This is a genomic window from Pectobacterium wasabiae CFBP 3304 (assembly GCF_001742185.1).
Classification (GTDB): Bacteria; Pseudomonadota; Gammaproteobacteria; order Enterobacterales; family Enterobacteriaceae; genus Pectobacterium; species Pectobacterium wasabiae.
Map to the genome: position 1 here is coordinate 3,150,736 of NZ_CP015750.1, position 13,254 is coordinate 3,163,989.

Below are 13,254 nucleotides of genomic sequence, written 5' to 3' on the forward strand. Positions count from 1 at the left end.
TACTTCACATCGCCGGAGTGTTGGCATCATGCTTCAGGCCATCCGTTTGCGAACGGCTTCTGACGGCGATAAACGACACAATTTTTTATCGATTTGATACAGGCAACACGACATAACTATGAGCCATCGTTTAACTTCCAAAGATATTGTGGCATTAGGTTTTATGACCTTTGCTTTATTCGTGGGGGCAGGAAATATCATTTTCCCGCCTATGGTGGGATTGCAGGCAGGAGAGCACGTTTGGACTGCGGCAATCGGCTTCCTGCTGACGGCGGTTGGCCTACCTGTGCTGACTGTCATCGCCCTTGCCCGAGTTGGCGGCGGCGTCGATGCGCTAAGCTCGCCGATTGGTAAAAAGGCCGGTGTGGTCTTGGCTACCGTGTGCTATCTGGCTGTTGGGCCACTGTTCGCGACGCCGCGCACGGCAACCGTCTCGTTTGAAGTCGGTTTGGCTCCTTTGGTTGGTAATGGTGCGTCCCCTCTGTTGATTTATAGCCTGATTTATTTTGCTATCGTCATCGGGATTTCTCTGTATCCGGGCAAACTGCTGGATACGGTCGGCCATGTGCTGGCACCGTTGAAGATCATCGCTCTGGCGGTATTGGGTATTGCCGCCGTGCTGTGGCCCGTTGGGACACCGATCCCTGCGACAGAAGCGTATGAGCATCTGCCGTTCTCTAATGGCTTTGTTAACGGCTATCTGACGATGGATACGTTGGGCGCGATGGTCTTTGGTATCGTAATCGTTAATGCGGCACGCTCACGTGGGGTGACAAGCTCAGTGCTGCTGACGCGTTACACCGTATGGGCTGGGTTAATCGCGGGCATTGGCCTGACGCTGGTCTATTTGAGCCTGTTCCAGCTTGGTTCTGTCAGTGGTGAACTGGTGCCGCAGGCGCTGAATGGGGCAGAGATTCTCCATGCTTATGTGCAACACACGTTCGGTAACATGGGAAGCAGCTTCCTGGCGTTGTTAATCTTTATCGCGTGTCTGGTGACGGCGGTGGGCTTAACCTGTGCGTGTGCTGAATTCTTTGCGCAATATCTGCCGTTGTCCTATCGCACGCTGGTATTTGTGCTGGGAATGTTCTCGATGGTAGTGTCCAATCTTGGCTTGAGCCACCTGATTCAACTTTCTATTCCGGTGCTGACAGCGATTTATCCGCCTTGTATCATTCTGGTTTTACTGAGCTTTACGCTCCGTTGGTGGAATAGCGCTTCACGTATTGTGGCACCCGTTATGTTAGTCAGCCTGTTATTTGGCATGATTGATGGTATAAAATCATCGGCTTTCAAGTCGCTGTTGCCAGAGTGGAGCCTCAATTTGCCACTGAGTGAGCAAGGATTGGCCTGGTTGCCACCGTCGCTGCTGGTTTTATTGGTTGCAGTGATTTACGACAGACTGTGTGGTCGTCAGGAAGTTACGGTACATCAATAATATCGTTCATACCTGATAGCGCTGGGGATATCTTACTGCTCCAGCACTGCGTTAGGTTTCTGCACCACAGGTATCTGCCTGTGGTTTTTCTTTTTGTAATGTTTTTCTCTTATAAGACAGGGTTGCTTATCAATGGAACAACCATCTTCCAAGCTCAAGCGTGGGTTAAGCACGCGGCATATCCGCTTTATCGCCCTTGGCTCGGCGATCGGAACCGGTCTGTTTTATGGTTCTGCTAGCGCGATCCAAATGGCGGGTCCCAGCGTGTTGCTGGCTTACCTGATTGGTGGGATTGTCGCGTATATCATCATGCGCGCACTGGGCGAAATGTCGGTGCATAACCCGCAGTCCAGCTCGTTTTCTCGCTATGCGCAGGATTATCTCGGGCCGTTAGCGGGATATATCACCGGCTGGACCTACTGCTTTGAGATGCTGATTGTCGCCATTGCCGATGTGACTGCGTTTGGTATCTACATGGGCGTCTGGTTCCCTGCTGTGCCGCACTGGGTATGGGTCTTGAGCGTGGTGCTTATCATTGGTGCCATCAACCTGATGAATGTGAAAGCCTTTGGCGAACTGGAGTTTTGGCTCTCTTTCTTCAAAGTCGCCACCATTATCATCATGATTGCTGCCGGGATCGGCATCATTATCTGGGGCATTGGCAACGGTGGCGAACCCACCGGCATCCATAATCTGTGGACTAATGGCGGGTTCTTCAGTAACGGGGTGATGGGGATGATCCTATCGCTACAGTTGGTGATGTTTGCCTATGGCGGGGTAGAGATTATCGGAATCACTGCCGGTGAGGCCAAAGACCCACATAAATCCATCCCTCGTGCGATTAACTCTGTACCGTGGCGTATTCTGGTGTTCTATGTTGGTACGCTATTCGTCATTATGTCGATTTACCCGTGGAATCAGGTAGGCACCAACGGTAGCCCGTTTGTGTTGACGTTCCAGCATATGGGTATTACGGCGGCGGCAGGTATTCTGAATTTTGTCGTGATTACCGCGTCGCTGTCGGCAATTAACAGCGACGTCTTCGGCGTAGGCCGTATGCTGCACGGGATGGCGGAGCAGGGCCATGCACCGAAAGTGTTTAGCCGCATTTCTAAACGCGGTATTCCGTGGGTAACGGTGGTCGTGATGATGATGGCACTGCTGGTAGCGGTGTACCTGAATTACATTATGCCTGGCAAAGTATTCCTGGTGATTGCTTCACTAGCCACCTTTGCGACGGTATGGGTGTGGATCATGATTCTGTTCTCTCAGATCGCCTTCCGTCGCCGTCTAAGTGCTGATGAAGTCAAGGCACTGGCGTTCCCGCTGCGTGGGGGGATCGCGACCTCCGCGTTCGGTATCATCTTCCTGTTCTTTATCATCGGTTTGATTGGCTACTTCCCGGATACCCGTGTGTCGCTGTATGTCGGCATCATTTGGATACTGGTGCTTTTAGTGGGCTATGTCTGGAAGAAGAAGCGTCAGAACGCGGTAGCGGCACAGAATTAAGTTAGTCGTTTGCATCAGAAGAAGCGCTCCGACTGTCCGTTGACAAACCTATTTGTCGAATGAAAACGGGAGTATCGGAATAGAAGAGTAAAGCGTTTGCGCCATGGATGGCGCAATTCGAGCTTACAGGGACGTACTTGCAGCGTCTTTACGATCTATTCGTTACTCCCGCAATACGGACTTTGTTAGTAACCTCTGCGCTTCCATTGGAGCATTTTTTTGTGCCTATTTTTACGATTCCGGCGTAGTCATTTGCTGCGCCATGACCCGCATATCGTGGCCGGTTGGGATTTGATGAATGCGGAGATCGAACTCCGGTAAGATCGCAAAGATATGGTCGAAAATATCAGACTGAATACTTTCGTAATCAACCCAGGCGGTGGTGTTGGTAAACGCATAAATTTCCAGCGGCACCCCTTCTGACGTTGGCGCAAGCTGGCGTACCATCAGCGTCATCCCTTTATGAATTCCCGGATGGGTGCGTAGATAAACCTGAAGGTAGGCGCGGAACGTGCCTAAATTTGTTAGACGACGGCCGTTCAGCGGCGATGTCAGATCGGAATCTGACTGTGCGTTGTGTTGCTCCAACTCGCTCTTCTTGTTCTGAATATACGCTGACAGTAGTTTGCTGCGCAGCAAACGCGCCTGTTCATCTTCCGTCATAAAATGCACGCTGGTGGTATCGATATTGATACTACGCTTGATGCGCCGCCCCCCGGATTCCGACATCGAACGCCAGTTCTTGAAAGAGTCGGACACCAGCGAATAGGTGGGAATGGTGGTGACGGTATTGTCCCAGTTTTTCACTTTTACCGTTGTCAGCCCGATGTCGATAACGGCACCGTCAGCGCCATATTTCGGCATTTCGAGCCAGTCTCCCAGCGTTAGCATATCGTTGGCGGAAAGTTGGATACCAGCGACGAGCCCCATAATCGGATCTTTGAACACCAACATCAGCACGGCGGCCATCGCGCCTAAACCACTAATCAGAATCAGCGGCGATTTCCCGATGAGTAGCGACACGACCATGATACTGATGACGACGGTGGCGATTAGTTTCAGGCTTTGGAAAATACCGCGTAGCGGCAGTTGTGCAGCGGCTTTCGTTCGAGCAGAAACATTGAGCAGTACATCAAGTAGCGAGAACAGAGATAGCAGCGCAAAAATCATAATCCACACTTGGGAGCAGATGATAAGCGCTTCACGGGTTTCACTTTGTGCGGGAAGCCACACAAAGACCTGAATATTGAGGATCACCCCTTGCAGCAAAAAGGCCAGCCGGTTAAACAGGTTGTGTTGTGTCAGCGCCTGCTTCCACCCATGACCCTCGGTTTTTCCTGGCTTATTAAGTGAACGTAGAACCATTCTTTTCAGCACAATCTGATGCAAAATCAGATGAATGACGGCAGAAATGAGTAATATCAGCCCAAGAACAATCAGTAACGCAATGATGCCAGCGTGTTGTATCTCTGCTTCTCCCAGCCACAGCGCGAGGTTTTGTTGCATGCGTTCTCCTTTTATGCCAATGAATCTGTCGTGCGTTAACACGATGTGACGTTAAGGCTAAGGATTTAGCGCATCGAGTCAACCCTTTGTATTTTTTTGGATCGCGTAGAGAAGGTGAGTCGTGGGGAAATGATGAGGGAGACATCACGAAAAAAAAGCCAGTCGCATAGCAACTGGCTTGATTGTCACATTACCCATGAAGGCAACGCTGGGGGATTACAGTTTGTCCGCGTTTTCAGACAGGTATTTTGCTACGCCATCTGGTGACGCGCCCATACCGGATTTCCCTTTTTCCCACTGTGCCGGACAGACTTCGCCGTGCTCTTCGTGGAATTGCAGCGCGTCAACGGTACGCAGCATTTCGTCGATGTTACGTCCCAGCGGCAGATCGTTCACTACCTGATGGCGAACTACGCCATTTTTGTCGATCAGGAAAGAACCACGCAGTGCAACACCCGCTTCTGGGTGCTCAATGCCGTAGGCCTTCTGGATTTCGCGCTTAATGTCAGCAACCATCGCATATTGCACTTCGCCGATGCCGCCTTTGTCCACAGGGGTGTTACGCCATGCGTTGTGAACAAACTCGGAATCGAAAGAAACCCCAACCACTTCTACGCCGCGTTTCTTGAACTCGGCATAGCGGTGATCGAAAGCAATCAGCTCTGATGGACAAACGAAGGTGAAGTCCATCGGCCAGAAGAAGATCACGGCAGCTTTACCGTTGATGTGCTTCTTCAGGTTGAAATTTTCGACGATTTCGCCACTGCCTAAAACGGCAGCAGCAGTGAAGTCAGGGGCTTGACGAGTTACCAGGACCATAATTACTCCTGTAGATAGCGGTTAATGATCGGAAGATGTAAAAAACAGCGATCAGTATAGGGATTCTGTCTGAGTGAATACAGGCAAAGCGACCAATCAATGAGATAGCTTTCATCTATTGAACTCATCACTATTTACTTTCAATAAATCACATTAACCCTTTTTATAGAAAGGGCAATCTGTTATGTAGAAAAACGGAAGGGTTGTGAGCTCACAACTGTTGCGTTTTCGCTAACTGCATCATGCGTGGATAAAATTGCCAGAAGAGTATTTCAAATTGGTGATAGTGCTGCTCGATATCCTGAAAAGAGCCGGACAATGCGGCTAGCTTCGGGCGTCGTACCGACATTCTGTGCAGCACGTCGGCGATAAACGGCAGTTCCGCATAGCGTGTCATCCAACGTTCCGGCCACAAATAGAGATTCAGGTTCTGAAAGCGTTCAGGGGTTTGCGCCAGGTGAGGCTCTATTTGTGATTGCGCGTCATCGATAAAGGTCTGCAAAGGCGTGTTCGGAACCAACTGTAGCCAGTGGCGTGCAAGATAGTGATCCCATAGGACATCCAATGTAATTGGCGAAACGCGGCGGAATTCATCGCTGAAATACTGACGCGCCTGTTTGACCTCTGGCAGGCTGTCGGTCAGCGAATCAACGCGGCGATGTAGGCGGATACCCGCGACGATCTCGTCAGCGTAGCTGTCCTGCGGGTTGCCGCGAACAAAGTCCGCCATCAGGTTCCCTAACAGGGAACTGTCGGCCAGCGTGGCCAGATGAAGGTGTGCAAGAAAATTCATCGTGACAGTATATACCCTTTCTATGGGGTATAATGCATTCCGCGACTCAGATGCTTATTTCTTGCAGCCATGCGCTTGCGGCTCTAGACTAGGCCGCCCATTTTTAATGTATTAACAGCTAAGTGAATTGCCATGCGTGTTGCCGATTTTTCGTTTGAACTTCCTGAATCATTAATTGCTCACTATCCACAGGCGGAACGCAGTGGTTGCCGTTTGCTGTCGTTGGACGGGGCGACGGGAGATCTGACGCACGGCGTGTTTACCGATTTGTTGGAAAAACTGAACCCAGGCGATCTGCTGGTGTTCAATAACACGCGCGTGATTCCGGCACGTTTGTTTGGCCGTAAAGCCAGCGGCGGAAAACTAGAAGTGCTCGTGGAACGCGTGCTGGATGAACACCGGGTACTCGCACACGTTCGAGCGTCAAAAGCACCAAAACCGGGCACAGAGCTGCTGCTGGGCGATGATGAAAGTGTCAAGGCCACGATGGCGGCTCGTCATGACGCACTATTTGAGCTGCATTTCGATGACGCTCGCGATGTTTTGTCGATTCTGAATGATATCGGCCATATGCCGTTGCCACCGTATATCGACAGGCCTGATGAAGACGCCGATCGTGAGCTTTATCAAACCGTGTATAGTCAGCGCCCCGGTGCTGTTGCTGCGCCGACAGCGGGCTTGCATTTTGATGAGCCAATGCTAGCTGCGTTGCGCGAGAAGGGCATTGAAATGGCGTTCGTCACGCTGCACGTGGGTGCAGGGACTTTCCAGCCAGTGCGGGTTGATACGATCGAAGATCACATCATGCACGCCGAATATGCCGAAGTGCCGCAGGATGTCGTCGATGCCGTTCTGGCGTGCAAAGCGCGAGGAAATCGGGTGATCGCCGTGGGCACGACTTCGGTTCGCTCACTGGAAAGTGCCGCACAGGCCAGCCAGGATGCGCCGATTTCTCCGTTCTTCGACGATACCAAAATTTTTATCTATCCAGGTTATCACTATCGCATTATTGATGCGTTGGTGACCAATTTCCATTTGCCCGAATCGACGTTAATCATGCTGGTGTCCGCCTTCGCCGGTTACCAGAACACGATGTCTGCCTACCGTGCAGCGGTGGCTGAGCAATATCGTTTTTTCAGCTACGGTGATGCGATGTTTATTACGCACAATCCGATGGCCGAACAGGAAAAAGTAGCATAACCCTAATACCGATCGTTTAAGAACCGAGATACACGGATCGACCACGGGTGAGGCGTCTCTGCGGGAAGCTCATCCCCGTGTTTCTCCTAAAATGGGGCTTAAGTGACCAGCATTAGGCATAACCCTTGTTTTCTACACAATAGGAACGCCACAGGCCACGCTCTGTCAGGCGTTAATATATCATTATCATCAGACTGTTTTTCTGGTGTCGGAGGTTAAGTGAAGTACGAATTACAAACAACAGACGGCCGTGCGCGACGCGGCAGATTGATTTTTGAACGTGGTGTGGTGGAAACTCCGGCTTTTATGCCCGTGGGGACTTACGGCACGGTCAAGGGCATGACGCCAGAAGAAGTGAAAGATACGGGCGCACAGATCCTGCTCGGCAATACCTTCCATCTGTGGCTGCGTCCCGGTCAGGAAATCATGAAACTGCACGGCGATCTGCACGATTTCATGCAGTGGCATGGCCCAATTCTGACGGACTCTGGCGGTTTTCAGGTATTCAGCCTTGGCGATATTCGCAAGATTACCGAACAGGGTGTGCATTTCCGTAACCCGATCAACGGGGATTCGATTTTCCTTAGTCCAGAGAAATCGATGGAGATTCAGCACGATCTCGGTTCCGATATCGTCATGATCTTTGATGAGTGTACGCCGTACCCTGCCGATTGGGATTACGCCAAGCGTTCCATGGAGATGTCACTGCGCTGGGCGAAACGTAGTCGCCAGCGTTTTGATGAGCTAGAGAATAAAAATGCGCTGTTCGGTATTATTCAGGGCAGTGTTTACGAAGATTTACGTGATGTATCCGTAAAAGGTCTGGTAGACATTGGCTTTGATGGGTACGCTGTGGGCGGTTTGGCTGTGGGGGAACCGAAAGAGGACATGCACCGTATTCTGGAGCACGTTTGCCCACAGATTCCAGAAGATAAACCACGCTATTTGATGGGCGTTGGAAAACCGGAAGATTTGGTGGAAGGTGTACGTCGCGGTGTCGATATGTTCGACTGCGTAATGCCAACGCGTAACGCACGTAACGGACACCTGTTTGTGACTGATGGTGTGGTGAAAATCCGTAATGCGAAGCATAAAGATGATGTCAGCTCGCTGGATGAACACTGTGATTGCTACACGTGTCGCAATTATAGCCGTGCCTACTTGCATCATCTTGACCGTTGCAACGAAATACTCGGAGCACGACTCAATACCATTCATAACTTGCGTTATTATCAGCGTTTAATGGCGGGTTTACGTCAGGCCATTGAAGAGGGTAAATTAGAGCACTTTGTGGTGGATTTTTACCAACGGATAGGCAAACCTATTCCGCCGCTTGCTGAAAACGATGTTGCTGCGAGCAACTGACGGCCCGTTCGCTATGAATGCATTTTGCTGTGAAGCGTTTTTATAATTGTAAGGTTGATAATTTATCTTTTTGATAGCTTATCTTTTGACAAAAAAGAGGATATTTAAATGAGTTTTTTCATCTCCGATGCTGTAGCTGCGACAGGTACTCCGCCTCAGAGTCCGTACACTATGGTTATTATGCTGGCCGTTTTTGGTCTGATTTTTTACTTTATGATCCTACGTCCTCAGCAAAAACGCGGCAAGGAACACAAAAAGTTAATGGATTCCATCAGCAAGGGCGATGAAGTCTTGACGAGTGGTGGCCTGGTTGGTCGCGTGACCAAAGTGTCCGAAACGGGCTATATTGCGATTGCGTTGAACGAGACCAATGAAGTGGTTATCAAACGTGATTTCGTGGCTGCCGTGCTGCCGAAGGGCACGATTAAAGCCCTGTAATTTCTGATTTTCCCGAAGGGAACTGCCGTGTTAAACCGTTATCCTTTGTGGAAGTATCTGATGCTGGTCGTGGTGTTATTTGTCGGCCTGCTCTATGCGCTTCCTAACCTATATGGTGAGGATCCGGCGGTACAAGTTACTGGCGCGCGGGGAACCGCCGCCAGCGAAACGACGCTGATCCAAGTCCAGAATGTCCTAAAAGAACAAAATATTACCAGTAAGTCGATTGCATTAGAAAACGGTGCAATTCTGGCTCGCTTCTCTAACCCCGATATTCAGCTCCGTGCGCGTGAAGCGCTCGTTAATGAGCTGGGCGAAAAATTCGTCGTTGCACTTAACCTTGCTCCCGCTACGCCAACCTGGCTGCGGTTGTTAGGTGCTGAACCGATGAAATTGGGGCTTGACTTGCGCGGCGGCGTTCACTTCCTGATGGAAGTGGATATGGATACGGCGCTGGGTAAATTACAAGAACAAACCATGGACTCTTTGCGCAGCGATCTGCGTGAGAAGAACATTCCTTATGCCGCTGTGCGTAAGATTGATAATTACGGCGTCGAAATTCGCTTCCGTGATGCTCAAACGCGTGATGATGGCATCAGCTATCTGACGTCTCGTCATCGCAATCTGGTTCTCAGCAGCAGCGGTAGCAACCTGATGCGTGCGGTGATGTCTGACGAACGTCTGCGTGAAGCACGTGAATACGCCGTACAGCAGAATATCAATATCCTGCGTAATCGTGTGAACCAACTGGGCGTTGCCGAACCGCTGGTACAACGTCAGGGTTCTGACCGCATCGTCGTTGAATTACCGGGTATTCAAGACACGGCGCGCGCGAAAGAAATTCTTGGTGCAACCGCTACGCTGGAATTCCGTCTGGTCAACAGCGATGCTGATGCGACAGCGGCGGCGAATGGCCGTGTGCCGGGCGATTCCGAAGTGAAGAATATGCGTGACGGCTCACCCGTTGTGCTGTTCAAACGCGTCATTCTGACGGGCGACCACATCACTGATTCCACATCAAGCAATGACGAATACAATCGTCCTCAGGTGAATATTTCTCTGGACAGCGCGGGTGGCAACACCATGTCCAACTTCACCAAAGACAGTATTGGCAAGCTGATGGCGACGCTGTTTGTAGAATATAAAGACAGTGGTAAGAAAGATGCGACGGGTCGTTCAATACTGGAAAAACACGAAGAAGTGATCAACGTGGCGACGATTCAATCGCGACTGGGTAACAGCTTCCGTATTACCGGTATTGATAACCCGAACGAAGCGCGTCAGCTTTCTCTGTTGCTGCGTGCGGGTGCGCTGATTGCTCCGATCCAGATCGTAGAAGAACGTACCATTGGGCCAACGCTGGGGATGCAAAACATCACTCAGGGGTTGGAGGCCTGTTTGTGGGGCTTGATCGCATCGATTCTCTTTATGGTTTTCTTCTATAAAAAGTTTGGTGTCATTGCGACAAGTGCATTGGTCGCTAACCTGATATTGATTGTCGGTGTGATGTCGTTGCTACCAGGCGCTACGCTGACCATGCCGGGTATTGCCGGTATTGTATTGACGCTGGCGGTCGCAGTGGATGCTAACGTATTAATCAACGAACGTATCAAGGAAGAACTCAGTAATGGTCGCTCTATACAGCAGGCTATTCACGAGGGCTACAAAGGTGCATTCAGTTCCATTGTTGATGCGAACGTGACGACGTTGATTAAAGTCATCATTCTGTATGCTGTGGGGACCGGTTCCATCAAAGGGTTTGCTATCACCACTGCAATTGGGATTGCGACTTCAATGTTTACGGCGATCGTCGGTACTCGTGCCATCGTTAACCTGCTTTACGGCGGTAAACGCATCAACAAGCTGTCTATCTGAGGAGTGCGTTGTGGCACAGGAATACAACATTGAACAACTAAACCATGGGCGTAAAGTCTATGATTTCATGCGCTGGGACACATTGGCATTTGTGATTTCCGGCCTGCTGATCATAATCGCTATCGCGATCATGGGTGTGCGTGGTTTCAACTGGGGGCTCGACTTTACCGGTGGTACGGTCATTGAGATTAACCTTGAGAAACCGATCGATCTTGATGTACTGCGCAGCTCGTTGGAAACATCTGGATTTTCAGAGCCGCAGGTGCAGAATTTCGGTAGCAGCCGTGACGTGATGGTGCGTATGCCACCGGTTTCTGGCAGCGAGAACGAGGCGCTCGGCAACAAAGTGCTGACGGTGGTGAATGATACCTTCCAGCAGCATGCGACGGTGAAACGTATTGAGTTCGTTGGGCCGAGTGTGGGGAGCGATTTGGCTCAGGCGGGCGCATTGGCGCTGCTGTCTGCACTGATTGCAATCCTCATCTACATTGGTTTCCGCTTCGAGTGGCGTCTGGCGTTGGGGGCCGTGTTGGCGTTAGGGCATGACGTGATCATTACGATGGGGCTACTGTCTTTGTTCAGTATTGAGGTTGATCTAACGATCATCGCCTCGCTGATGTCGGTCATTGGTTATTCGCTTAACGATAAGATCGTTGTGTCTGACCGTATCCGTGAGAATTTCCGCAAGATCCGTCGCGGAACACCTTACGAAATTACCAACATTTCTCTGACACAGACGCTGCACCGTACCATCATCACGTCGGCGACCACGTTGGCGATGATTTTAATTCTGATGTTCTTTGGCGGTGCGTTATTGCATGGTTTCTCGATGACAATGTTTATCGGTGTCATCATCGGTACCATCTCTTCTATCTATGTTTCTTCAGCTTTGGCTCTGAAACTGGGAATGAAGCGTGAACACCTGCTGATTCAGAAAGTGGAAAAAGAGGGGGCGGATCAACCGTCTATCCTGCCTTAATCTGCTAGTTGTAAACATAAAAAACCCCGCGCTGCGGGGTTTTTTGCATCTTAGTGCTAGGAAGTCTGCTAAGGAGATTCGGTTGCGGCAACAGGCGGCGGGCTCTGTATTCCCTGAACCTGGTGTAAGCGAACAAAGCCGAGCTCTTCCGGCGACAGACCGCTCAGGCGCAATTCAATCATCGCTTCGGTTTTTGGTAACAACGTGGGTGAGACAACAAAGGACTGCGTTTGCGTGTCACCCGCTAAAGGCTTCCCGCTCACGGGATCGAGTCGTCCCCAATCCAACTGCGCGCCAAAGGCGGGTAATCCCTTCGCATCAAGCGTGCGAATGTGTAGCAATGCGCTGGTTCCGTTCGCTTCTGTCTCTATATTGCGTAACGATACGCTGAGCCTGCCAATGCTGCTTTCTAACTGTATGCTCGTCTGCGCAGCCGGCAGTAAATAAACACCAGAGGTAGATTGGGAATTCAACGCATTTTGTCGTTCCAACGCTGTGGCCTGATCGGTCAGCGTTTGCAATTGATGGTTTAGCTGACCTATCTGGTTCTGCAATTTGGGCATCTGGCGCTGTTCGGCGCATCCTGCGAGTAATAACAGTGCTGGCAGGAAGGTCAGTACGCGATATCGGGCTCTCATATCTGTGGTTCCCCTTTCGATGTCTTATTCATTGATCCCTGTTGCTGAGTTTAGCCGTGATTAAGCCTAAGTCATAGGTGAGACAGCTTTTTTCATCCGCTTACCGGAAGAGATGCGAAACCCTTCGCAACGCGAATCAGGAGTTTTGGTTAGTCCGTTAATTCAGGGTAAACTGTCTCTACGTTAAGGATTACTGGTCAGGACACATCATGCATTGCCCATTTTGTTCCGCTGTTGATACCAAAGTCATTGATTCCCGTCTGGTCGGCGAAGGTTCGCAAGTACGTCGTCGTCGGCAGTGTCTGGTTTGTCACGAACGCTTCACCACGTTTGAAGTGGCTGAACTGGTGATGCCGCGAGTCATCAAAAGCAATGAAGTGCGCGAGCCGTTTAATGAAGACAAATTGCGTAGCGGCATGTTGAAAGCGCTGGAAAAAAGGCCGGTGAGTTCGGATGACGTCGAAATGGCGATTAATCATATAAAATCTCACCTTCGTGCGACCGGAGAACGTGAGGTGACTACCAAAATGGTAGGCAATCTGGTAATGGAAGCGTTGAGAAAGCTGGATAAAGTGGCTTATATCCGGTTTGCCTCGGTGTATCGCAGTTTTGAAGATATCCGTGAATTTGGCGAAGAGATTGCACGTTTGCAGGACTAGATTGTGTCGACTCGACAGAGATAAGAGGGACGGGA

Annotated in this window: 12 protein-coding genes; 8 read left to right on the forward strand and 4 right to left on the reverse strand. The window is 50.5% G+C overall.

The window, feature by feature from the left end; genetic code table 11:
* Positions 1 to 118: 118 nt before the first annotated feature.
* Entirely contained in the window at positions 119 to 1,438 is a 1,320-nt protein-coding gene (gene brnQ / locus A7983_RS14210; protein WP_005975986.1) for a branched-chain amino acid transport system II carrier protein, read from the forward strand.
* A 132-nt stretch (positions 1,439 to 1,570) separates the two neighbouring features.
* Positions 1,571 to 2,947, forward strand: a complete 1,377-nt coding sequence (gene proY / locus A7983_RS14215; protein ID WP_005975987.1) for a proline-specific permease ProY — start codon at positions 1,571 to 1,573, stop codon at positions 2,945 to 2,947.
* 231 nt (positions 2,948 to 3,178) lie between these two features.
* On the opposite strand, the gene A7983_RS14220 is transcribed toward proY, so the two are convergent.
* The 3 genes from A7983_RS14220 to A7983_RS14230 all read right to left on the reverse strand — a co-directional run bounded on the left by A7983_RS14220 (position 3,179) and on the right by A7983_RS14230 (position 6,065).
* Complete coding sequence (locus A7983_RS14220; RefSeq protein WP_005975988.1) at positions 3,179 to 4,453, reverse strand: mechanosensitive ion channel family protein; 1,275 nt, start codon at positions 4,451 to 4,453, stop codon at positions 3,179 to 3,181.
* Positions 4,454 to 4,669: 216 nt separating this feature from the next.
* Positions 4,670 to 5,272: a peroxiredoxin C gene (locus A7983_RS14225; RefSeq protein ID WP_005975989.1), complete on the reverse strand. Its 603-nt coding sequence runs from the start codon at positions 5,270 to 5,272 to the stop codon at positions 4,670 to 4,672.
* A 211-nt stretch (positions 5,273 to 5,483) separates the two neighbouring features.
* Complete coding sequence (locus A7983_RS14230; protein WP_005975991.1) at positions 5,484 to 6,065, reverse strand: acyl carrier protein phosphodiesterase; 582 nt, start codon at positions 6,063 to 6,065, stop codon at positions 5,484 to 5,486.
* Between the two features lie 132 nt (positions 6,066 to 6,197).
* On the opposite strand from A7983_RS14230, the gene queA reads away from it, so the two are divergent.
* The 5 genes from queA to secF all read left to right on the forward strand — a co-directional run bounded on the left by queA (position 6,198) and on the right by secF (position 11,922).
* Positions 6,198 to 7,265 (forward strand): tRNA preQ1(34) S-adenosylmethionine ribosyltransferase-isomerase QueA, encoded by a 1,068-nt coding sequence (gene queA, locus A7983_RS14235; protein ID WP_005975993.1) that lies wholly within the window; start codon positions 6,198 to 6,200, stop codon positions 7,263 to 7,265.
* Positions 7,266 to 7,484: 219 nt separating this feature from the next.
* Positions 7,485 to 8,630, forward strand: coding sequence for a tRNA guanosine(34) transglycosylase Tgt (tgt, locus tag A7983_RS14240; protein ID WP_005975994.1), 1,146 nt, complete (start codon positions 7,485 to 7,487; stop codon positions 8,628 to 8,630).
* 108 nt (positions 8,631 to 8,738) lie between these two features.
* Entirely contained in the window at positions 8,739 to 9,068 is a 330-nt protein-coding gene (gene yajC / locus A7983_RS14245) for a preprotein translocase subunit YajC (RefSeq protein WP_005975995.1), read from the forward strand.
* 27 nt (positions 9,069 to 9,095) lie between these two features.
* Positions 9,096 to 10,943, forward strand: a complete 1,848-nt coding sequence (secD, locus tag A7983_RS14250; protein ID WP_071531157.1) for a protein translocase subunit SecD — start codon at positions 9,096 to 9,098, stop codon at positions 10,941 to 10,943.
* Between the two features lie 10 nt (positions 10,944 to 10,953).
* Positions 10,954 to 11,922, forward strand: a complete 969-nt coding sequence (gene secF, locus A7983_RS14255) for a protein translocase subunit SecF (protein ID WP_005975997.1) — start codon at positions 10,954 to 10,956, stop codon at positions 11,920 to 11,922.
* Positions 11,923 to 11,990: 68 nt separating this feature from the next.
* Here the strand turns inward: secF and A7983_RS14260 are convergent, their stop codons facing one another.
* Complete coding sequence (locus A7983_RS14260) at positions 11,991 to 12,560, reverse strand: SadB/YajI family lipoprotein (protein ID WP_005975998.1); 570 nt, start codon at positions 12,558 to 12,560, stop codon at positions 11,991 to 11,993.
* 209 nt (positions 12,561 to 12,769) lie between these two features.
* On the opposite strand from A7983_RS14260, the gene nrdR reads away from it, so the two are divergent.
* The gene (gene nrdR, locus A7983_RS14265) at positions 12,770 to 13,219 is read left to right on the forward strand and encodes a transcriptional regulator NrdR (protein WP_005975999.1); all 450 of its coding nucleotides are present in this window, start codon (positions 12,770 to 12,772) and stop codon (positions 13,217 to 13,219) included.
* Positions 13,220 to 13,254: the final 35 nt, after the last annotated feature.